Here is a 21,195-nt window from a genome sequence, read left to right as displayed (position 1 = left end):
GCGATATGCGACGTGATATACAACCTAATGAACAAGCTTTCTCTTCCAAAGAAGTGGCAGAAAAATTAGGAATTGCAACACCCACTGTTCGAAAGTATGGCCAAATCTTAGAGCGAAATGGATATGAGTTTTTGAAAGATGGAGATCGGCGTATTTTTGTACAATCTGACATCGAAGCTCTTATAGCATTACGCGATACGGACAAGCCCCTAGACGAAACGGCTAAAGACATAGTATATAAACAAAAAGAATGTTTAGAAGGACTCAATGAAACTGAGATTGCTATATCCGGTACATATGGTAATTTACCCCAAGACCCCAAACAATTGGAAGAGATCTTAATGATTTTAGCCAATGAACTCGCAGCCACACGTGAAATAAATGTTCAACTGACAAACGATATGTCTCAGCTTAAAACACAGATTTCCCGGCTCCAGCAAGATCACCATGTTATAAGTTCTAATATTGGAAATTCTGCACAAAAAACTCATGCTAAAATTGAGAAATTAACTGAACAACAAATAACCCATTACGAAACATTGTTGCAACAGGAGCAACAAATAAGCGATTTCTTACAAAAGGAAATACAAAATATGCGGGACGAACAGAAAAAAGAATGGATTTCACAAAATGGTTTTAATAAACGTTTAGAAGAAGCGATACAACAGCCTAAAGAAAAATGGGCGTGGCTTTTCTCCATATTCGGAAAATAATATGCCTGTTAAAGGCTTTTTTTTGTTCGTATCGCCGGGCGATATAACATTCAAATAAATCCCCAGAGCTATCTTCTTTAATAGAAAAAGAAGTCGATATGCGAGATGATATTTAACCTAGCGCATCAACTGTTTTTCCAATTTTTAACAAATTCCCGGGAAATATCGACAAATTCCGAATAGATGTCGACAAATAAAACAAATTGAGGTCAAGCTTGCGTTAGAAGGCTACGACCTTTGGAGTCAGGAATTCGTTGAATTAAAAGTAGAACTGGCTCCTTATCAATTCAAGTGGATTAAAAAATAAATGATTTTCCCCTGAATGTTTAAAGACTCTCAACCAATTTGGTTGGGAGTCTTTTTTATTATGTTTAAAAACCTTTTGACAAACAAAGAATGGCGGGGTATATTATTTACACATATACTTTAACGCTTAAAAGCGTTTTAGTGATATAGTGAATAACACGCCTACAGTTTTAGTAGAAATGTCATGAGCAGCAAATAGAGACCAGATGGAGGGTGAAAATCTGGGCAGTGACCATTTTGAAGTACAGCTGTTATATACGGGCATACTTTTTAAGAGGGCAAGGTGTACAAGATTTAACCTTGCCAATTAGGGTGGTAACGCGGAGTCCTTTCGTCCCTAGACGGAGGGGCCTTTTTGCGTTCATTTATATATTTACTAGGAGGAAATTTTCTATGGAACCAGAACAAAAAGTATTAACCATCAAACCAGCTGAAGCCATGTTGATTATAGCGGCTTTAATGGGGCTGGTTGGGTATTTGATCATTAGCCTTCAGGTGGTCCCGCACCTAGCGATAATTTCAGGCATAGCTCTATTACTGGGATATGGCGTATTTAAAAAAATAAGCTTTAAAGATTTGGAAGAAGCCATGGTTAATGGAGCTAAATCAGGCATCGCAGCTGTTATGATTTTCTTTTTTATTGGGATGCTGATAAGCAGTTGGATGGCCAGCGGTACCATTCCAACATTTATTTATATTGCGGTTGACTTAGTATCAGGGAGATTTTACTATGCCATTGTTTTTGTCGTAACTTCCATTATAGGTCTCAGTATAGGTAGCTCTTTAACCACTGCTGCAACAGTAGGAGTCGCTTTTGTTTCTGCAAGCACTGCACTAGGAATTTCGCCTGTGATCACGGCAGGGGCAGTAGTATCAGGTGCATTCTTCGGTGATAAAATGTCACCTTTATCCGATACAACAAACCTTGCATCCAGTGTTGCAGGAGCTGATCTATTTGAACATATAAAAAATATGGCATGGACGACCATCCCTGCTTTTATTCTTTCATTATTAGTGTATCTGGTTCTATCTCCAACGGAAACAGCAAGGAGCATTCAACAAATTACAGTTATTAAGAATACTTTACTAGATATGAGCCTAGTGCACTGGTATTCACTATTACCATTCATAATCCTTGCCATTTTGGCTGCTAAAAAGGTCCCTGCCATTGCAACGCTTTCCGCGGGCATTTTATCAGCTCTTATTATCTCGTTGTGGATTAAGGGAGGATTGGGCGGTAAAGGATTTTTAGACCTGCTTTACTCTGGTTACAAATCTGAAAGTGGGATAAAGGAAGTTGATTCAATTCTGACACGGGGCGGAATGGAAAGTATGATGTTTAGCATATCAGTTATTCTGCTTGCACTGAGTATGGGAGGCCTGCTGTTCAGATTAGGAATTATACCAGCGGTTTTATCCATGATCAATTCCCTATTAAACCGTGTGTCCATATTGATCAGTGCAACGGCCGGAATGGCGATTGCAGTAAATTTTATCCTTGGTGAGCAATACTTATCTATTCTTTTGCCTGGAAACGCATTTAAAGAGCATTTCAAAAAAGCAGGCTTGGAACCAAGGCATCTTTCACGGGTACTTGAAGATGCGGGGACAGTTGTTAATCCGCTCGTACCGTGGAGTGTATGCGGTGTATTTTTAGCCTCAGTCCTTGGGGTTTCCGTTACAGAATATTTTCCATTTGCGTTGTTTTGCTTATTTTCACCGCTACTCACGGTTTTTTACGGTTTTACTGGGATTACGCTTCCGAAGCCTGCTAAAATCTATTCCAATAGTCGCAATTTGAATTAACTAAAAGAGACTCCTAGCAATTGATGTGGCTGGGAGTCTCTTTTTAGCTTAGTTTATTTATTCAATTACCCCTGATTCCACAATGCTTACATCTGCATGAACATTGACTTTTAAATATTGATAGTCAGTGTCCCACTTTTTAAAATTGAAGTGTCGTGTTCTACTTTTAATAAAATGGCCAAATCCTACGGGATCAATTTTCTTATCCTGGAACGCTTTTATTAATTTAAGACATTCTGTTTCAATATCCTTTTCAACTTTACTTTCAATATTCTTTAAATCTTTTGGTTTTAAACTAGGCCCAGTGTATTCGTTTAATATGGCTTTCACTTTAATGTCCACATTTACTGTATAGGGATTTCTTGATGCAAGTTTCATCTTGAATTTTGAGCGAATACTTTCAACGGAAGCTATTTGTTTATCAACGGTTACCTTTAAGGTTCCTTCACTATAGTTGTCCACTAAGAGCTTGAAATAGAACATCTCAGCCGCTGGTATGGTTTCTACCACACGACCATATCTAAAAAAGCTCATGCCGCTAATTTCAATTTGGTCATCACTCAACGAACGAATTTGTGGCAGATAGGGGGATTTACCCTTTTGGTGAAAATCAGATAGAAACCGCTGTAGATTTGTTTTAGGCAAATCTTTCGACTTCATATTATGGCGAATTAGGTTAGATAGATAGACGGCATTACCTCTTTTTCCATATTTCCCTTCAATAATATTTTTTGCTTCTCCTTCAGTCACAGAAAGGTAAAGACCAGCACCAATACTGGGGTCCCGTTGAAAAGAATCAATCAGAGCCAAAATTCCTTTTTCTTTTGCAAGCTTTTCTCCAAAAAGGACTACCTTAAGGGAACCTGTTACGAGAGGATCCGACGATTGACGCTGTACATCTCTTAAAAAATCTCTGCTTAGACTAGAAGAGGCGCTAAAGGTCTTATTCTCTACCGACTTATCAGGCATGTATACAGGTACTAAGGCTGTCCCCCGTATTTGATTATCAATAAAATCATAGGCACTGCCAGTTTCTAGATTCACATCATCTAAGATCTCTTTCCGAACGCATCCAGTAAGACTAATCGTTACAATAAAAAAGGCAAGGAGTTTATTCACTTTTTCTTCACCTTCTTTACAATTAACACAAGAAAAAAGAGCAATGGAATATATCCGTAATTAAGGAAAAAAGCTATTTTACCTGTATAGTCGATAAGGGTATTTATTTGTTCCCGTGTCTTGAAAAAATTAATTAGAGTTAAAGTCATCAATGCTAAAAAGAGAACACCATATTTTTGTTTCACGTGGGTTACTCTTTTAATAATTCGACTACCGCACCATAGGGCAATGCAGAAATTAGGGAGGATAATGATATTCCAATTGGCAATTCCAATATATTCAAATCTTTCAACAAAGGGCATTTCTACCACTTTCCACACTGTCAAGGTGGCCCAAATATTCTTTTGAAGCTGGCCTTCTGAAAAATATGTAAATGTTACTATAGTTAGCAGTGTATAAAGAAAAGTTGTGTACAGCACTCCAATGTGAGCCCATTTTTTCGATTTTTGTGGATCTTTAATAAATGGATAGAAAAATAAAAGCACTTCATAGCCAAGAAAGGTAAGGGACATTTGATAAGATGCCATTGCCAAATCCTTAACGGAGTGATCAAAAATAGGAAGTAAATTTTGTACATCTGCATAAGGAATCGTAAAGAAAAAAGTTAAGACTAAGTAGGCAGGGAGGACGACTCCAAAGAAAGCCACCCCTGTGACTGTTCGAAAACCTCCGAAGACTATATATATGGCTAATCCACAAAAAGCAAAAGAATACCAAAAGGTGCTCATATCTTGGAACATCCATACTTGGACGACTTCAATAAATGTTCTTAGAAGGGTTAAGGCAATCATCAAAAAATAAAGGACAAAGGGAAGAGATAGGAGTTTCCCTATTTTCTTCCCGAAAACAAATGAATGGGCAGTAACGATATCACCATCGACTGTCTCAAGTATTTTATACATCATCCATATGATGATATGAATGCTTAAACCTGCAAAAATTACCGACATCCATGCATCATATCCTGCTGTTAAGGCGATAATGCGTTGAAAGCCAAGAACGCCTATGCCCACCTGCATTGAATGGACGAGAAAGAAAACTAAAAAAGGCGATACTTTTGCTTTTTCCGGCACTAATTGTTCCATAGCATTTCCTCCACGTTCTATTCGTCAATATCTCCTTTTTTCACTTTTTTTCTAGGAGTAAAACGAACGGGGTTTTGAGTCCTTAAAGTCTGTGGTCTTAAGGATTGCTTTGAGAATGGGAGCCTAATAATAGAATCCTTTAAGTCCGTCATTCTTGGTGGATAGATCGGTTCTAAAAAGGGTCTATTAAGGGAAGTTAGCCTAATTAAATGTGCCATTAACAGACAAAAACAAAAAACGATACCTAAGAGGCCCCACAGCTCGGCAAAAAATAAAAATGGAAAGCGGAGTAATCGAATGGCGTTGCCCATTTTATACACAGGGGTCGTAAAAGATGCCAGTGCCGCAAGAGCAACGATAATTAAGAGAACATTACTTGTCAGACCTGCTTCAACGGAAGCAGTCCCGATTACGATCCCGCCCACGATACCGATTGTCTGACCGACCTTGGTAGGAAGACGAGCTCCTGCCTCACGTAGCAGCTCGATGGTTAGCTCTAAAAACAGAGCTTCCAATATAGGAGGAAGCGGTATTTCTCGGCGAGACGTAACTAACGTATTCATTAAATCCTTTGGAATCAGTTCATAATGATAAGACAAAGTCGCTACATAAACTGGTGTAATCAAAATAGAAAAGGCAACGGCGAAAAGCCGAATTAATCGAAAGAATGAGGATAACATCCAATTTAAAAAGTAATCTTCAAAAGAACTGAAAAATTCAACGAGCGTTGTTGGGGTGATCAGCGCATGCGGAGACCCATCAACAAATATGGCAATTTTCCCCTCTGCCAAGATGGCAGTTACCCGGTCTGGCCGCTCGGTATCGAGAAGCTGCGGAAAGGGGGAATTTTTATTATCAGAGATTAATTGAACAATATAAGAACTATCGGTTATCGCATCAAAGTCAACATCCTTTAACCGTTTCATCACTTCTTGGATATTATCCGGGTCAGCGATTCCGTCTAAATACATAACCGAAATTTTTGTTTTCGATAGAGTGCCTAGTGTTAACTCTTCACTTATTAATTCTTTTACAGGCAGTCGTTTACGAATCAAGTTAACATTTTGTTCGAGAGACTCAACAAAAGCTTCCTTTGGTCCAATGACACTAAACTCAACCTCAGGCTGTGTAATACTGCGGACAATTTCTTTTTGCGCAGCCAGGAAGGCAAAATGACCTGGGTCTGAATCAAGCGTTAAAAGTACATAACCATTAAACAATTTCTGTTCTATAAGGCTCTCATCATTACTTACCTGCACGTCCGCAAGAGGAATGAGCTTCTTAACTTCTTCAATCTTTTCAAATGGTTTTTCAAGTAGATAGGGAAGGACATTTTCCTGTAAAATGCTCTCGTCAATGAGTGTAGATATAAAGGAAAAAGAAAATCGGCAATTAGTAGCTTGGTTTATATAATGAACTTTTGTATAATCATTCGATCGTTGGAGGTAATTTTCTAATGTTTCTCGTTCATTATGTTGTATCTTTTTTTTAGTAAACCAGTTCATGAGGACATTTCACCGCCGTATTTATACATTTAGATTAGTATTTCCTTAAGTGGAAGGTTTATGTAATCGTCCATTTGTAGTTATTGAATTTTGTCCTGTTCACTTACTTAAAAAAATTGGTAATAGTGTCTTTGCATTTCTTATGAACAAGGGATAAAGAATAGTTTTAAGAGGTGAAATTGAAGTGACTGTTATTACTACCTTTAAAGAAAAAAAACGTGAAAAACAGATTAAATATGAGCGTTCCGTACTTCGGGACTTATCCATCAATACGTTAAAAGAAAGAGTAAAACAATACTTTGGTTCAACAAAAATTGCCTCCAGTTTTGTCATGAATACAGGTATAGAAGAAGCTTGCTATGATGTAGCTTTAGAGGCCTTCCTATTAGGGGCAAAGTTCAGCAAATTTGGTTATTACGGCGAGGATTTAGAAGCAGTGCGTCTGAGGTGTTATAAAGAAGAGAAACACCTAATTGATACGTTATACAACTTTTTACTTTATTGGGGAAATGGCGAAGAAGGTACGATGAGTGAATCGCTTTATTATCTGTGTGAACAGTATATACATGTTTGGTGGAGAGAAGGGTTTGAAAAGGGTCAAAGGCGTCATAAACTCCGCCTTCATTAAAATGGAACATTTGATAGTGGCAGGGGTGCAAAGAGCATAAAGTGCACTTCTGCTTAACGCTTTCTTCTGTTCTATTTTTCCCTCTTGTCCCATATAGTTTATTGAACAGGGACGAGCGGGAAGGATGATTTGGGTGTCGAAGCGAAGAATAAAAATCATAAGTTTTATTGCAGGTTTGCTTGTTTTGTTTCTCATTTTACAACATGACTTTATAGAGGACGATTCGTGGAATACGTGGAATCTTCCGTTGTCGGGTAAAATTATTTTGTTAGATGCAGGCCATGGAGGCCCGGATGGTGGAGCAGGAACAGGGAAAACCCTTGAAAAGGACATAGCATTAGAAATCACCTTAAAAGTAAGGGATTATCTCCAACAGCAAGGAGCCCTCGTTATTATGACGCGGGAAACGGATACTGATTTAGCCGATTCTGATACAAAAGGGTATAGTAGAAGAAAAGTGGAAGACTTGAAAAAAAGATTAAAGATGATTAATAAAACTGATAATGATCTCTTTGTAAGTATCCATTTAAATGCCATACCGTCCTCCAGATGGAGCGGAGCTCAAACCTTCTATGCACCACATCATCAAGAGAATGCAAGGGCAGCTAAATTTATTCAAGAAGAGCTACGCAAGAATTTAGAAAATACAAACCGAAAAGCAAAACCTTTGAACCAAGTATATATTTTAAAAAATGCAAAAAAACCTGGAGCACTAGTGGAGGTCGGCTTTCTTTCAAATCCTGGTGAAAAAGCGATGTTAAAAAAGGATTCCTATCAGGAAAAAGTAGCGATTTCTATTTATAAAGGAATTATGCGTTATTTTACTAATGAAAAAGAAATTAAAGAAATTGATGAAGGATGATGGGGGATTCTTCCATCCCTTTTTTTTGTTTATATACTTTTCTGTGTTTTAATGGGTAGTACGTGTGATTCATTTAACTGTATCCTGACATGATTATGGTATACTGAAAGATGGAAACGAATTCATAAGGTGAGGTGCTTTTCATGTTAACAGAGGTAAAGATCCAGGAGGTTCTTGGCAGCCTTAAAGAGCCATTTTTACATAAAACATTAGCTGAATTACATGCAATTGAAGAAATTAAAATAAAAGAAGAGAAAAATCACGTTAGCGTGAAAATAGCCATTGCAAGAACAGGGACGTCTGAACAGTTACAGTTGCAAACACAAATTGTCAATCTTTTAAAAGAAGCAGGAGCAGCAACTGTTGGAATACGTTTCAATCAACTACCTGAAGAAGTATTAGCGCAGCATCGCAATAAAGAACCAGAAAAAGAAAAAAATCTGCTTCATTCAAATAATACGACTTTTATTGCCATTGCCAGTGGTAAGGGTGGAGTAGGGAAATCGACTGTATCAGTAAACCTAGCTGTAGCTTTAGCTCGTCTAGGCAAAAAAGTGGGTCTTATTGATGCTGATATTTATGGGTTCAGTGTACCTGATATGATGGGAATTACAAAAAGACCGGTTGTAAGGGGAGAAAAAATTATCCCTGTAGAACGCCTTGGTGTTCAAGTCATTTCGATGGGATTCTTTGTGGAAGATAATGCCCCAATTATTTGGCGTGGTCCTATGTTAGGGAAAATGCTGAATAGTTTCTTTAATGAAGTGGAATGGGGAGAAATTGATTATTTACTGCTAGATTTACCACCGGGTACAGGGGATGTTGCATTAGATGTACACACTATGCTGCCTGCTTGTAAAGAAATTATCGTGACGACTCCACATCCAACAGCGGCCTTTGTAGCTGCACGTGCGGGAGCGATGGCGATCCGAACTGAACACGAGGTGCTTGGGGTAATTGAAAATATGGCTTATTTCGAAAGTAAGCTAACAGGTGAAAAAGAATATGTGTTTGGGCAAGGCGGCGGTGACAAATTAGCCGATGAATTGAATACAGAAGTCCTTGGAAGACTGCCGTTAAATCAGCCGGACTGGAATGATGCGGATTTTGCTCCATCCGTCTACCAAGAAGATCACCAAATCGGAAAAATTTATTTAGAAATTGCTGAAAAAGTGACTAACTTGCTGAAAAAATAATAATAAAGCCTCTTCGTTTTGAACGAAGAGGCTTTATTATTATGGTTGTTACTCTTTATTGTCCGCCGCCAGTTCCGCTTTGACCACCCCCAGAGCTTTGTTCGCCACTAGATTGGCCTCCTCCTTGCTTTGAACTGGATTTTCCTTGTGTTTCTTCTGCTGCTTTTAAGAGTAGCTCTTGCATTTTAGCTTTAAACAGCGGACTTTCTATCGTCTCTGAAATGACTGACTGAAGGTGTGCCCGGTATTCCTTGCTTTTCAATGCGTCTGCCATTTCTTTTTGAATTTCCGGTTCCTTGAAGACTTGAATCATCATGCCACGATATTCCGGGTCATTCATTAAATCCTTAAGCAACTTTTCATTTTCGCTTCTCATATTCTTGGCTACACCTTTAGCAAATTTAGGGTCACTGAAGGTTTTTTTCCAAAAGTCTGTTGCTTTATCGGAGGTAAGTGTTTGTTCAATGGTGTCAGAGACCACTTTTTGGTCCATAACCAACTTTTCTTTCATTTTATCGTCTGCCATTACATCTTGAATTGCCTTCTTACCATCATCTGTCTTTAAAATATCGACAACCATTTTTTTCGTTTGTTCGTAATCAATTTGCCCTCCGCTACTTGATTCACCAGAAGAACAGCTTGTTAGGAACAACATGATAGGTAGGAGGAGCAACATACTTTTTGTTTTCATAATTAAAGCTCCTTTCACATAAGATTCCTTAATTTTAGAATGAAGTAAAAGGCAAGAGATTATTCGTATGTAAATGAAATTATGGATTTTTCAAAATTAGCTTGGTACAATCAGTATGGTATTCATTTTTTGTAATATGGAGGTTTATAGTGTGACGAGCCGTAATTGGGTAAGACTTTTTATGACCACATTATTAATAGGCGGGATCACAACGGCTATTGTGGGTTTTATTGTTCGCTGGAATGAATTTCAGCCTTATTTTGTTGAACTTAGAATCATTGATATTTTATCAACCTTAATTTGGTTAATTGTTATGGGCTTTCTTTTTAGTGTTATAAGTCAAATGGGCTTTTTTGCTTATTTAACGGTTCATCGTTTTGGTTTAGGGATTTTTAAATCCGCATCTCTTTGGAATGCGGTTCAAATGGTACTTATTCTTTTTGCTCTATTTGATTTGATCTATTTACGATACGATAATTTTGCTAAACAAGGGGATTCAGTCTTACCTTATTTTGGCCCTGCCCTCATTCTTTTAGTGCTTGGTCTAATCGTTGCTTGGTATAAAACGAAACAGACCAGTCGGGAGGCATTTATTCCTGCTCTTTTCTTTATGATTGTGGTTACCCTAGTTGAGTGGGTTCCTGTTCTTCGGGTAAACGAAAGAAGCTGGCTCTATCTCATGATGTTTGCTTTAATGGCATGTAATGCGTATCAGCTATTAATTCTTCATAAATTAAATACACAATCTGCACAAGAACGTCAAAACCGTGCAAAAACAGCTAGTCCTAATGTGAAAAATAAAAAAATAAAACCGTCCAATTAATTAAATGGGCGGTTTTTTTCTGTAAATTTTTTTTACCTTATTTCTTTTGAACGGGCTTCACCGTTTGCAATCATTTCTGTTACGGAAACAAATTTTAATCCTTTTTGACGAATATCCGTTAAAATGAGCGGCAGTGCTTTCGCAGTTTGTTTGGCGGAATCTGATGCATGAAGAAGAATGATATCCCCCTTCTTCGCTTTTTTTGTATTTTCGACGATAGTAGATACACCTGGATTTTGCCAATCCTTTGAATCAACACTCCAATGAACGACTGTGTAGCCATATCTCTTGGCAATTTTTAAAGTACGTTCATCAAAGTGCCCAGTTGGGGAACGCAACAGTTTGATGCTTTTTACATTTAATTTTGTGAAGACTTCTTGTGCTTTAGATATATCCTTAGCAATCTTCACATCCTCTAATTCGGTATACTCTTCATAATTGTATCCAAGAATCCCAATTTCATATCCTTCTTTCACAATCCGACTAACTAGGTCGGGGTGTCTTTCTGCCCAAGAACCTGCTAAGAAAAAGGTAGCTGATTTCACATTTTCTTTCTTTAACGTGTCTAAAATTGGCTCTGCCTTTTCATCACCCCAGCCGATATTAAAGGTTAAAGCTAAATCCCTTTCCCCTCGATAGACTGCTTTGGGGCCATCTTTCGTTGAAAAAACGGGAATTTGTGCATGGTTTTCCATATAAAGAAACCAAGCAGTAAAAAAGGCTGCAATTAATACCAATGATACATTTTTTAAAGACTTCCCATTCAATACAAAAAAGAAATTCATCCTTCCCACCTCGTCCAATACCATCCTTGTCTCAACCTATGCTTGTTTTTTTGAAAATATGATTAAAAATTCGTTTATAAAATCACATAAATTGGAAAAGACTACTATAACTAGATTATTTGCTGGAGGTTATTCGATGTTTGGTCTTCTGATCAATGAAAAAGAAGTAAAGGAAATGGAATACCTTATTAAAAGAGAAATGGATGAAATTCTATTTGATTTAAGAGATGAGCGAATTGATCATATTGTAAAAAGAGCAATGGAAGAGAGATATAAAGTATTGTTTACATTGTTTAGACGAGTGGCCTCACCACATGAATGTTTGAAATATATGAGGAGAGGAAAGAAAGATAGAAAAAAAGGATAGATTTTTTTATAAATACCGTTGACAATTATATGCGGCCTTGGTATATTAATAAACGTCGCTGCTGACATAAAAACAACTTACTGAGATTTAAAAAGTTGTTGACATGATGTTTTGCAGATGATATATTAATAAAGTCGCTTTTGGGCGATGACGAAATTGTCCTTTGAAAACTAAACAAACAAAAACGTCAACAAACAAAAATTATTAGTTTCTTATGAAACTAAGCCAACGTAACAAAATGAGCTAATCAACTTTCTTGGAGAGTTTGATCCTGGCTCAGGACGAACGCTGGCGGCGTGCCTAATACATGCAAGTCGAGCGAACCACTTCGGTGGTTAGCGGCGGACGGGTGAGTAACACGTGGGCAACCTGCCTGTAAGACTGGGATAACTTCGGGAAACCGGAGCTAATACCGGATAATCCTTTTCCTCACATGAGGAAAAGCTGAAAGACGGTTTCGGCTGTCACTTACAGATGGGCCCGCGGCGCATTAGCTAGTTGGTGAGGTAACGGCTCACCAAGGCGACGATGCGTAGCCGACCTGAGAGGGTGATCGGCCACACTGGGACTGAGACACGGCCCAGACTCCTACGGGAGGCAGCAGTAGGGAATCTTCCACAATGGACGAAAGTCTGATGGAGCAACGCCGCGTGAGCGATGAAGGCCTTCGGGTCGTAAAGCTCTGTTGTTAGGGAAGAACAAGTACCGGAGTAACTGCCGGTACCTTGACGGTACCTAACCAGAAAGCCACGGCTAACTACGTGCCAGCAGCCGCGGTAATACGTAGGTGGCAAGCGTTGTCCGGAATTATTGGGCGTAAAGCGCGCGCAGGCGGTCCTTTAAGTCTGATGTGAAAGCCCACGGCTCAACCGTGGAGGGTCATTGGAAACTGGGGACTTGAGTGCAGAAGAGGAAAGCGGAATTCCACGTGTAGCGGTGAAATGCGTAGAGATGTGGAGGAACACCAGTGGCGAAGGCGGCTTTCTGGTCTGTAACTGACGCTGAGGCGCGAAAGCGTGGGGAGCAAACAGGATTAGATACCCTGGTAGTCCACGCCGTAAACGATGAGTGCTAAGTGTTAGGGGGTTTCCGCCCCTTAGTGCTGCAGCTAACGCATTAAGCACTCCGCCTGGGGAGTACGGCCGCAAGGCTGAAACTCAAAGGAATTGACGGGGGCCCGCACAAGCGGTGGAGCATGTGGTTTAATTCGAAGCAACGCGAAGAACCTTACCAGGTCTTGACATCCTCTGACACTCCTAGAGATAGGACGTTCCCCTTCGGGGACAGAGTGACAGGTGGTGCATGGTTGTCGTCAGCTCGTGTCGTGAGATGTTGGGTTAAGTCCCGCAACGAGCGCAACCCTTGATCTTAGTTGCCAGCATTCAGTTGGGCACTCTAAGGTGACTGCCGGTGACAAACCGGAGGAAGGTGGGGATGACGTCAAATCATCATGCCCCTTATGACCTGGGCTACACACGTGCTACAATGGATGGTACAAAGGGCTGCAAGACCGCGAGGTTTAGCCAATCCCATAAAACCATTCTCAGTTCGGATTGTAGGCTGCAACTCGCCTACATGAAGCCGGAATCGCTAGTAATCGCGGATCAGCATGCCGCGGTGAATACGTTCCCGGGCCTTGTACACACCGCCCGTCACACCACGAGAGTTTGTAACACCCGAAGTCGGTGGGGTAACCGTAAGGAGCCAGCCGCCTAAGGTGGGACAGATGATTGGGGTGAAGTCGTAACAAGGTAGCCGTATCGGAAGGTGCGGCTGGATCACCTCCTTTCTAAGGATATAAGCTGGACGTATGAGCCAGACAAAACATGTTTGTTTGATTGTTTCTTGTTTGTTTAGTTTTGAGAGTGCAATCTCTCAAAGCTTTTTTAATCGTTCTTTGAAAACTAGATAATCGTAATGAAGAAGTCAAGTAAATACATCGAGTAATCGCCATTTTAGTTTTCTCTCTTATTAAATTAAGAGAAACAAACCTTTCAGGTTAAGTTAGAAAGGGCGCACGGTGAATGCCTTGGCACTAGGAGCCGATGAAGGACGGGACTAACACCGATATGCTTCGGGGAGCTGTAAGTAAGCTTTGATCCGGAGATTTCCGAATGGGGGAACCCACTGTTCGTAATGGAACAGTATCTTTACCTGAATACATAGGGTATTGAAGGCATACCCGGGGAACTGAAACATCTAAGTACCCGGAGGAAGAGAAAGCAAACGCGATTCCCTGAGTAGCGGCGAGCGAAACGGGACATAGCCCAAACCAAGAGGCTTGCCTCTTGGGGTTGTAGGACACTCAACATGGAGTTACAAAGGAACGGGGTAGATGAAGCGGCCTGGAAAGGCCCGTCAGAGAAGGTAAAAACCCTGTAGTCGAAACTTCGTTCCCTCCTGAGTGGATCCTGAGTACGGCCGGACACGAGAAATCCGGTCGGAAGCAGGGAGGACCATCTCCCAAGGCTAAATACTCCCTAGTGACCGATAGTGAACCAGTACCGTGAGGGAAAGGTGAAAAGCACCCGGAAGGGGAGTGAAATAGTTCCTGAAACCGTGTGCCTACAAGTAGTTAGAGCCCGTTAATGGGTGATAGCGTGCCTTTTGTAGAATGAACCGGCGAGTTACGATCCCATGCAAGGTTAAGTTGAAGAGACGGAGCCGCAGCGAAAGCGAGTCTGAATAGGGCGATTGAGTATGTGGTCGTAGACCCGAAACCAGGTGATCTACCCATGTCCAGGGTGAAGTCCAGGTAACACTGGATGGAGGCCCGAACCCACGCACGTTGAAAAGTGCGGGGATGAGGTGTGGGTAGCGGAGAAATTCCAATCGAACTTGGAGATAGCTGGTTCTCTCCGAAATAGCTTTAGGGCTAGCCTCACGTAGTTAGAGTCTTGGAGGTAGAGCACTGTTTGGACTAGGGCCCTCATCGGGTTACCGAATTCAGACAAACTCCGAATGCCAAAGACTTATCCGTGGGAGTCAGACTGCGAGTGATAAGATCCGTAGTCAAAAGGGAAACAGCCCAGACCACCAGCTAAGGTCCCAAAGTTTACGTTAAGTGGAAAAGGATGTGGAGTTGCTTAGACAACCAGGATGTTGGCTTAGAAGCAGCCACCATTTAAAGAGTGCGTAATAGCTCACTGGTCGAGTGACTCTGCGCCGAAAATGTACCGGGGCTAAACGTAACACCGAAGCTGTGGATTGACATCTTAGATGTCAGTGGTAGGAGAGCGTTCTAAGGGCGTTGAAGCTAGACCGTAAGGACTGGTGGAGCGCTTAGAAGTGAGAATGCCGGTATGAGTAGCGAAAGATGAGTGAGAATCTCATCCACCGTATGCCTAAGGTTTCCTGAGGAAGGCTCGTCCGCTCAGGGTTAGTCGGGACCTAAGCCGAGGCCGAAAGGCGTAGGCGATGGACAACAGGTTGATATTCCTGTACCACCTCTTTATCGTTTGAGTGATGGGGGACGCAGGAGGATAGGGTAAGCGCGCTGTTGGATATGCGCGTCTAAGCAGTTAGGCTGGAAAGTAGGAAATCCGCTTTCCGTAAAGGCTGAGCTGTGATAGCGAGGGAAATTTAGTACCGAAGTTCCTGATTCCACACTGCCAAGAAAAGCCTCTAGCGAGATAAAAGGTGCCCGTACCGCAAACCGACACAGGTAGGCGAGGAGAGAATCCTAAGGTGAGCGAGAGAACTCTCGTTAAGGAACTCGGCAAAATGACCCCGTAACTTCGGGAGAAGGGGTGCTTTTTGAGGTGAATAGCCTCGAAGAGCCGCAGTGAATAGGCCCAGGCGACTGTTTAGCAAAAACACAGGTCTCTGCGAAGCCGCAAGGCGAAGTATAGGGGCTGACGCCTGCCCGGTGCTGGAAGGTTAAGAGGAGGGGTTAGCCTTAAAAGCGAAGCTCTGAATCGAAGCCCCAGTAAACGGCGGCCGTAACTATAACGGTCCTAAGGTAGCGAAATTCCTTGTCGGGTAAGTTCCGACCCGCACGAAAGGCGTAACGATCTGGGCACTGTCTCAACGAGAGACTCGGTGAAATTATAGTACCTGTGAAGATGCAGGTTACCCGCGACAGGACGGAAAGACCCCGTGGAGCTTTACTGTAGCCTGATATTGAATTTTGGTACAGCTTGTACAGGATAGGTAGGAGCCTGAGAAACCGGAGCGCTAGCTTCGGTGGAGGCGTCGGTGGGATACTACCCTGGCTGTATTGAAATTCTAACCCGCACCCCTTATCGGGGTGGGAGACAGTGTCAGGTGGGCAGTTTGACTGGGGCGGTCGCCTCCTAAAGAGTAACGGAGGCGCCCAAAGGTTCCCTCAGAATGGTTGGAAATCATTCGTAGAGTGTAAAGGCACAAGGGAGCTTGACTGCGAGACCTACAAGTCGAGCAGGGACGAAAGTCGGGCTTAGTGATCCGGTGGTTCCGCATGGAAGGGCCATCGCTCAACGGATAAAAGCTACCCCGGGGATAACAGGCTTATCTCCCCAAGAGTCCACATCGACGGGGAGGTTTGGCACCTCGATGTCGGCTCATCGCATCCTGGGGCTGTAGTCGGTCCCAAGGGTTGGGCTGTTCGCCCATTAAAGCGGTACGCGAGCTGGGTTCAGAACGTCGTGAGACAGTTCGGTCCCTATCCGTCGTGGGCGCAGGAAATTTGAGAGGAGCTGTCCTTAGTACGAGAGGACCGGGATGGACGCACCGCTGGTGTACCAGTTGTCTTGCCAAAGGCATCGCTGGGTAGCTATGTGCGGACGGGATAAGTGCTGAAAGCATCTAAGCATGAAGCCCCCCTCAAGATGAGATTTCCCATAGCGTCAAGCTAGTAAGAACCCTGAAAGATGATCAGGTTGATAGGTCAGAGGTGGAAGCGTGGTAACATGTGGAGCTGACTGATACTAATCGTTCGAGGACTTAACCAATTTTTAAAGCGAACTCGTAGTTTACAAACACTTCTTCTGCATTATCTAGTTTTGAGGGAATGAAAAAAATTTTTTCCTCTTGAAAAAATTAAAAAAGACATTATAATAAATAGTGTCAAATAATAGTCTGGTAATTATGGCGAGAAGGTCACACCCGTTCCCATACCGAACACGGAAGTTAAGCTTCTCAGCGCCGATGGTAGTTGGGACGAAAGTCCCTGTGAGAGTAGGACGTTGCCAGGCTGTTATCTTATTGTTCCGCAGTAGCTCAGTGGTAGAGCTATCGGCTGTTAACCGATCGGTCGTAGGTTCGAGTCCTACCTGCGGAGCCATTTTTATGTCATCAAGAAAATTCAGCTGTGCTTCCATAGCTCAGTAGGTAGAGCACTTCCATGGTAAGGAAGAGGTCAGCGGTTCGAGCCCGCTTGGAAGCTTACCTATTTTTATGAATATCGGCCCCTTGGTCAAGCGGTTAAGACACCGCCCTTTCACGGCGGTAACACGGGTTCGAATCCCGTAGGGGTCACCATTTTGGAGGATTAGCTCAGCTGGGAGAGCATCTGCCTTACAAGCAGAGGGTCGGCGGTTCGATCCCGTCATCCTCCACCATTTTTATACTAATCTTACGCCGGGGTAGCTCAATTGGTAGAGCAACTGACTTGTAATCAGTAGGTTGGGGGTTCAAGTCCTCTCGCCGGCACCATCTTTTTAAAAATAAATATGGAGGGGTAGCGAAGTGGCTAAACGCGGCGGACTGTAAATCCGCTCCCTCCGGGTTCGGCGGTTCGAATCCGTCCCCCTCCACCATTTATATTTTTAAAAAAGTTGGACAAACTAGATTTAACATTCAATATTGGGCTATAGCCAAGCGGTAAGGCATCGCACTTTGACTGCGACATGCGTTGGTTCAAATCCAGCTAGCCCAGCCAAGAGCCATTAGCTCAGTTGGTAGAGCATCTGACTTTTAATCAGAGGGTCGAAGGTTCGAGTCCTTCATGGCTCATAATTTAAGATAAAACCCTGGGATATATATCCTCGGGTTTTATCTTCGAATATGCGGAAGTAGTTCAGTGGTAGAACACCACCTTGCCAAGGTGGGGGTCGCGGGTTCGAATCCCGTCTTCCGCTCCATAGATGGGGCCTTAGCTCAGCTGGGAGAGCGCCTGCTTTGCACGCAGGAGGTCAGCGGTTCGATCCCGCTAGGCTCCACCATCACACTACATACTTTGCCTTAAATCAGACGATGATTTAAGGCTTTTTTTATGACCTGTATTTTTTATGAGCTTGAATTCTAGCTTATAATAATAGAGAGGTCGCATAGAGAGGTTCTATGAGACCTTTATCATGAATTTTAAGTAAGAAAGGTCGTGTAGAGCGGTTCTATGAGCCCTTAATCATGACTTTTAAGTAAAAAAGGTCGAGTAGAGAGGTCCTATGAGCCCTTAATCATGACTTTTAAGAAAAAAAGGTCGCGTAGAGGGGTCCTACGAGCCCGTAATCAGGATTAATAAGAAAAAAAGGTCGCATAGAGGGGGGCTATGAGCCCTTGATCATGACTTTTAAGAAAAAAAGATCACGTAGAGAGGTCCTATGAACCAATAATCATGATTTTTAAGTGAAAAACCGTCCGCAGGCTCACATAAGAGCTCCATTTCATCGATATCAGAACCAGCACAGTGAATAGAGTACCATATTCCCAAACCCCCACATCCCCACCGCATATATATACAAAATTTTGTCGAGTTGAGTCATCTGGATGAAAGCGGTTAAAATAGTATTGATAAAGGGTTAGGGAGGAATTGCTTTGACTAAGAAACTATCTATTATTGGAATGCCTATGGACTTAGGCCAAATGCGGCGTGGAGTGGATATGGGACCTAGTGCCATCCGCTATGCAGGAATCTACGAACGGTTAAAACCGCTGTTCGATGAAATTCACGATTTGGGTGATATCCCAGTTGGAAGACCTGAAGTAGTCGTAGATAAAGAATCAAACTTACGAAATCTCGACCTAGTGGCAGAAAAAAGTACGCTGCTAGCAGAAAAAGTAGACGAAGTCCTTCAATCAGGGGCATTTCCACTTGTATTGGGTGGAGATCATAGCATTGCAATTGGTACATTAGCTGGCGTTTCTAAGCATTATAAAAACCTAGGTGTCATTTGGTATGATGCACATGGTGATTTGAATACAGCGGAGACAAGCCCTACAGGAAACATCCATGGGATGCCTTTAGCAGTCAGCCTTGGATGGGGGCACTCTTTATTAACCCAAATCTTAAACTACTCTCCAAAAGTAAAGCCTGAGAATGTTGTCATCATTGGAGCAAGGGCACTAGATGACGGCGAAAAAGAATTAATAAAGGAAAAAGGTATAAAAGTCTATACTATGCATGAAATTGACCGCTTAGGTATGACGAAAGTAATGGAAGAAACGATTGGCTATCTAAAGGAAAAAACAGATGGCGTTCACTTATCACTAGATTTAGATGGTCTAGATCCTAGTGATGCACCAGGGGTAGGTACACCAGTTATGGGTGGAATCAGCTACCGAGAAAGTCATCTTGCTATGGAAATGCTAGAAGAAGCAAAAATTATTACGTCTGTAGAATTTGTAGAAGTGAACCCAATTCTAGATGAAAAAAATAAAACTGCGGTATGCGCAGTTGAGTTAATGGGTTCATTATTTGGTGAAAAACTCTTATAAATAGCGAAGGCAGCTGGAAAAACCACAGCTGCTTTTTTTATTTAGTAATCCAATGTATGATACTGATAAAGCAACACATCAAGCTTTTTACTTACTGCAATGACATGGGGATGTGATAAAGAAGTCTCAGATGCAAGTTTTACCATTGCATCTCGGCATATTTCTATTTCCTTCATTAACTTAGGACGTTGAAGACCCACTTTGCACATGACCTCTCTTCTTTTCAAATGTTAATATCTTTTTACCCCCAAGGAAAAAACTTTAAACTATTTCCTTAACAGTAATAGTAAATTTTTGTTAATATTATAGGTATTGAAAGTTATTTCGTTTTAAAGCGAAACTTTTTTGCTAGCGATTCGTATTATCGTATAGCAGCATTGGAGCTGAGGTAATTTAATGGAAGCTATAATTAAAAAAAGAATAAAGCAAGTCATTAAAGGCGACCAGGATGCCTTTGGTGAAATCGTCGAGATATATAAAAATAGTGTCTACCAGCTTTGTTTTAGAATGCTGGGAAACCGACACGAAGCGGAAGACGTGGCACAGGAAGCTTTTATCCGAGCTTATGTAAATATTAAATCGTTTAATCAAGATTTAAAGTTCTCTACCTGGCTTTTTCGGATAGCCACAAATTTATGTATTGACCGCATGAGGAAAAAGAAACCTGATTATTATTTAGATTCGGAAGTGGCAGGAACAGAAGGATTAACTATGTATGCACAGGTCCCATCTAATACTCCGCTGCCTGAAAATGAGGTAGAAAGTTTGGAGCTGCATGAGACCGTTCAACAGGAAATCTTAAAACTACCTGAAAAATATCGTTCTGCAATTGTACTAAAATACATTGAAGAGCTGTCATTAAATGAAATTAGTGAAATTCTTGATTTGCCGCTTGGAACGGTTAAAACAAGAATTCACCGAGGACGAGAAGCGTTAAGACAACAATTAAGATATGTGTGATAAGAGGTGAAACGTTAAATGTGTCCAGAACATATCATTGAACTAATGCACGAATATTTAGATGAAGAAATTGAACCAGAAAAAGAACAAAAACTACGAGAGCATCTCAAAAGCTGTTCAGAATGTGATGCTATTTTTAATGAACTGAAAAGGACCATTGCTTTTGTACAAAGCATTTCTCATATGCAAGCTCCGGACGATTTTACAGCAAATGTATTAGCTCGTCTTCCTAAAGAAAAGAAAAAGATAGGAATGCAACGGTGGTTGAAAAATCATCCTATCCTTGCTGCAGCATCCGTATTCGTAGTCTTAATGTTAGGAAGCCTATTTTCCACTTGGAATCAAGACAAGGAATTTGCCGTAACCAAGCAAAAGAACTTAGTGGTGAAAAATAATACCGTCATAGTTCCTGAAGGAGAAGTAGTAAAGGGCGATGTGGTGGTTCGTAACGGAAAACTTAAAATAGAAGGCGAAGTTCAAGGAAACGTTACTGTTATCCATGGGGAGCAGTACCTGGCTTCAGCGGGACATGTAACCGGACAAATTGAAGAGGTTAATGAGGTCTTTGACTGGATATGGTATCATATGAAAAAGGCAGGACAAGATGCTGTCCAACTTTTTGAGCAACCTGAAACTGAATAAAAACAAATCACTCGATGCATGAGTGATTTGTTTTTTTAACCAAGAAGATTTTACTTGAAATATCCGTGAAGT

The 21,195-nt window shown here is 41.5% G+C and carries 16 protein-coding genes, 10 tRNA genes and 3 rRNA genes; 23 read left to right on the top strand and 6 right to left on the bottom strand.

All coding sequences use genetic code 11. The features are described from left to right. Positions 1–5: 5 nt before the first annotated feature. The gene (locus RCG25_RS25350; RefSeq protein ID WP_308081544.1) at positions 6–713 is read left to right on the top strand and encodes a hypothetical protein; all 708 of its coding nucleotides are present in this window, start codon (positions 6–8) and stop codon (positions 711–713) included. Positions 714–1,412: 699 nt separating this feature from the next. After that, the gene (gene nhaC, locus RCG25_RS25345; RefSeq protein WP_308081543.1) at positions 1,413–2,825 is read left to right on the top strand and encodes a Na+/H+ antiporter NhaC; all 1,413 of its coding nucleotides are present in this window, start codon (positions 1,413–1,415) and stop codon (positions 2,823–2,825) included. A 57-nt stretch (positions 2,826–2,882) separates the two neighbouring features. Here the strand turns inward: nhaC and RCG25_RS25340 are convergent, their stop codons facing one another. The 3 genes from RCG25_RS25340 to RCG25_RS25330 are packed head-to-tail and all read right to left on the bottom strand — an operon-like array spanning position 2,883 to position 6,534. Further along, positions 2,883–3,944: a Ger(x)C family spore germination protein gene (locus RCG25_RS25340; RefSeq protein ID WP_308081542.1), complete on the bottom strand. Its 1,062-nt coding sequence runs from the start codon at positions 3,942–3,944 to the stop codon at positions 2,883–2,885. Next, positions 3,941–5,029: a GerAB/ArcD/ProY family transporter gene (locus RCG25_RS25335; protein ID WP_308081541.1), complete on the bottom strand. Its 1,089-nt coding sequence runs from the start codon at positions 5,027–5,029 to the stop codon at positions 3,941–3,943. Before RCG25_RS25335 ends, RCG25_RS25340 begins: the two co-directional genes overlap by 4 nt. A gap of 17 nt (positions 5,030–5,046) precedes the next feature. Further along, positions 5,047–6,534 carry a spore germination protein gene (locus tag RCG25_RS25330; RefSeq protein ID WP_308081540.1) on the bottom strand — a complete coding sequence of 496 codons (1,488 nt, stop codon included), beginning with the start codon at positions 6,532–6,534 and terminating at the stop codon, positions 5,047–5,049. Between the two features lie 184 nt (positions 6,535–6,718). Here RCG25_RS25330 and RCG25_RS25325 point away from each other — a divergent pair, with 184 nt between their 5' ends. The 3 genes from RCG25_RS25325 (at position 6,719) to RCG25_RS25315 (ending at position 9,220) form a co-directional block, all read left to right on the top strand. Then, positions 6,719–7,162, top strand: a complete 444-nt coding sequence (locus RCG25_RS25325) for a YbaK family protein (RefSeq protein ID WP_308081539.1) — start codon at positions 6,719–6,721, stop codon at positions 7,160–7,162. A 133-nt stretch (positions 7,163–7,295) separates the two neighbouring features. Next, complete coding sequence (gene cwlD / locus RCG25_RS25320) at positions 7,296–8,024, top strand: N-acetylmuramoyl-L-alanine amidase CwlD (RefSeq protein WP_308081538.1); 729 nt, start codon at positions 7,296–7,298, stop codon at positions 8,022–8,024. Between the two features lie 143 nt (positions 8,025–8,167). Then, positions 8,168–9,220, top strand: coding sequence for an Mrp/NBP35 family ATP-binding protein (locus RCG25_RS25315; RefSeq protein WP_308081537.1), 1,053 nt, complete (start codon positions 8,168–8,170; stop codon positions 9,218–9,220). Between the two features lie 55 nt (positions 9,221–9,275). On the opposite strand, the gene gerD is transcribed toward RCG25_RS25315, so the two are convergent. Then, entirely contained in the window at positions 9,276–9,911 is a 636-nt protein-coding gene (gene gerD / locus RCG25_RS25310) for a spore germination lipoprotein GerD (protein WP_308081536.1), read from the bottom strand. Between the two features lie 151 nt (positions 9,912–10,062). On the opposite strand from gerD, the gene RCG25_RS25305 reads away from it, so the two are divergent. Then, positions 10,063–10,734, top strand: coding sequence for a KinB-signaling pathway activation protein (locus RCG25_RS25305; protein WP_308081535.1), 672 nt, complete (start codon positions 10,063–10,065; stop codon positions 10,732–10,734). Between the two features lie 32 nt (positions 10,735–10,766). Here the strand turns inward: RCG25_RS25305 and pdaB are convergent, their stop codons facing one another. Further along, on the bottom strand, positions 10,767–11,519 hold the full coding sequence (gene pdaB / locus RCG25_RS25300; RefSeq protein ID WP_308081534.1) for a polysaccharide deacetylase family sporulation protein PdaB: 753 nt from the start codon (positions 11,517–11,519) through the stop codon (positions 10,767–10,769). Positions 11,520–11,655: 136 nt separating this feature from the next. Between pdaB and RCG25_RS25295 the strand changes: the two genes are divergently transcribed. From RCG25_RS25295 to rocF, 15 genes are all read left to right on the top strand, one after another. Continuing rightward, the gene (locus RCG25_RS25295; RefSeq protein ID WP_308081533.1) at positions 11,656–11,886 is read left to right on the top strand and encodes a hypothetical protein; all 231 of its coding nucleotides are present in this window, start codon (positions 11,656–11,658) and stop codon (positions 11,884–11,886) included. Between the two features lie 253 nt (positions 11,887–12,139). Beyond that, a 16S ribosomal RNA gene (locus RCG25_RS25290) occupies positions 12,140–13,675 on the top strand. Positions 13,676–13,883: 208 nt separating this feature from the next. Beyond that, positions 13,884–16,817, top strand: a 23S ribosomal RNA gene (locus RCG25_RS25285). A 126-nt stretch (positions 16,818–16,943) separates the two neighbouring features. Next, positions 16,944–17,060 (top strand): 5S ribosomal RNA (gene rrf / locus RCG25_RS25280). The 16S, 23S and 5S rRNA genes sit together here with 10 tRNA genes alongside, the layout of an rRNA operon. A gap of 14 nt (positions 17,061–17,074) precedes the next feature. Beyond that, positions 17,075–17,149, top strand: a tRNA-Asn gene (locus tag RCG25_RS25275). A gap of 29 nt (positions 17,150–17,178) precedes the next feature. Further along, positions 17,179–17,251 (top strand) — tRNA-Thr (locus RCG25_RS25270). Positions 17,252–17,271: 20 nt separating this feature from the next. Beyond that, positions 17,272–17,346, top strand: a tRNA-Glu gene (locus tag RCG25_RS25265). Positions 17,347–17,350: 4 nt separating this feature from the next. Next, positions 17,351–17,426, top strand: a tRNA-Val gene (locus RCG25_RS25260). An 18-nt stretch (positions 17,427–17,444) separates the two neighbouring features. Further along, positions 17,445–17,520 (top strand) — tRNA-Thr (locus RCG25_RS25255). A 19-nt stretch (positions 17,521–17,539) separates the two neighbouring features. Further along, a tRNA-Tyr gene (locus RCG25_RS25250) sits at positions 17,540–17,624 on the top strand. Between the two features lie 47 nt (positions 17,625–17,671). Continuing rightward, positions 17,672–17,746 (top strand) — tRNA-Gln (locus tag RCG25_RS25245). Between the two features lies 1 nt (position 17,747). Further along, positions 17,748–17,820 (top strand) — tRNA-Lys (locus tag RCG25_RS25240). A gap of 53 nt (positions 17,821–17,873) precedes the next feature. Next, positions 17,874–17,948 (top strand) — tRNA-Gly (locus RCG25_RS25235). A gap of 5 nt (positions 17,949–17,953) precedes the next feature. After that, positions 17,954–18,029: transfer RNA gene (locus RCG25_RS25230), tRNA-Ala, on the top strand. A 592-nt stretch (positions 18,030–18,621) separates the two neighbouring features. After that, positions 18,622–19,521 (top strand): arginase, encoded by a 900-nt coding sequence (gene rocF / locus RCG25_RS25225; RefSeq protein WP_308081532.1) that lies wholly within the window; start codon positions 18,622–18,624, stop codon positions 19,519–19,521. Between the two features lie 41 nt (positions 19,522–19,562). Here the strand turns inward: rocF and RCG25_RS25220 are convergent, their stop codons facing one another. Further along, a complete protein-coding gene (locus RCG25_RS25220; protein WP_308081531.1) occupies positions 19,563–19,748 on the bottom strand; it encodes an aspartyl-phosphate phosphatase Spo0E family protein in 186 nt (61 codons plus the stop codon). Positions 19,749–19,917: 169 nt separating this feature from the next. Between RCG25_RS25220 and sigW the strand changes: the two genes are divergently transcribed. Both sigW and RCG25_RS25210 read left to right on the top strand, forming a co-directional pair. Beyond that, complete coding sequence (gene sigW / locus RCG25_RS25215) at positions 19,918–20,481, top strand: RNA polymerase sigma factor SigW (protein WP_308081530.1); 564 nt, start codon at positions 19,918–19,920, stop codon at positions 20,479–20,481. A gap of 18 nt (positions 20,482–20,499) precedes the next feature. Further along, complete coding sequence (locus RCG25_RS25210) at positions 20,500–21,123, top strand: anti-sigma factor family protein (RefSeq protein ID WP_308081529.1); 624 nt, start codon at positions 20,500–20,502, stop codon at positions 21,121–21,123. The last annotated feature ends 72 nt before the right edge of the window (positions 21,124–21,195 follow it).

The organism is Neobacillus sp. PS2-9 (assembly GCF_030915525.1).
In the GTDB taxonomy this organism is placed as follows: Bacteria; Bacillota; Bacilli; order Bacillales; family Cytobacillaceae; genus Neobacillus.
The sequence above is the reverse complement of the archived record's forward strand: the minus strand, read 5'-3'. Positions and strand labels throughout refer to the sequence as shown.